The sequence below is a fragment of the Winogradskyella psychrotolerans RS-3 genome, assembly GCF_000427335.1.
GTDB lineage: Bacteria > Bacteroidota > Bacteroidia > Flavobacteriales > Flavobacteriaceae > Winogradskyella > Winogradskyella psychrotolerans.
Window position 1 is genome coordinate 1 of the sequence record NZ_ATMR01000067.1, and the last position, 577, is coordinate 577.

Consider the following 577-nt stretch of genomic DNA (forward strand, 5'->3'; position numbering starts at 1 on the left):
TTTCCAAAGTGAAGCTATTATTAGCCCTGAGACGATGTGCCAGATTCCCCACCATCCTGCGATAATAGACATACCACCCAGGCCATCGAAATAATTGAAAATCAAAACCAGCGCTAGGCCGGAGTTTTGAATCCCTGTTTCAATTGTAAGTGTTTTGGTGTCTTCAAGGTTTAATCCGAAAATCTTTGATAAGCTGAACCCAGAGCCTAATGCAATAATATTATGTATTAAAACCAGCCCAAACACCCATCCAATAACCTTCATAAAGAGATCAAAATTGCTATAAAAGGCGACAATCACGATGCTTATAAATATGACAACACTTAAGGGTTTCAAGATTGAGGCTGTTTTTTGAGCTATTTCTGGTTTGTATTGATTGATATAAATGCCTAAGATTAACGGTATTCCTAAAATAAGTGCTACAGTTTCAAATACATCCCCATAATCAAGGCTAATACTTTTTAGTAAGAGGGCAGTAGGACCATACAATCCAGACCATAAAGCAAAATTAAATGGGGTAAGTAAAACAGAACTTAATGTAGCAAAAGCCGTAAGACTTACAGACAGTGCAGCGTTA

1 protein-coding gene is annotated in these 577 nt (G+C 37.3%); it reads right to left on the minus strand.

Going from position 1 to position 577, the window contains the following annotated elements:
- On the minus strand, positions 1-577 hold a 577-nt coding region (locus tag ADIWIN_RS04920), incomplete at both ends, for a bile acid:sodium symporter family protein (RefSeq protein WP_040756580.1).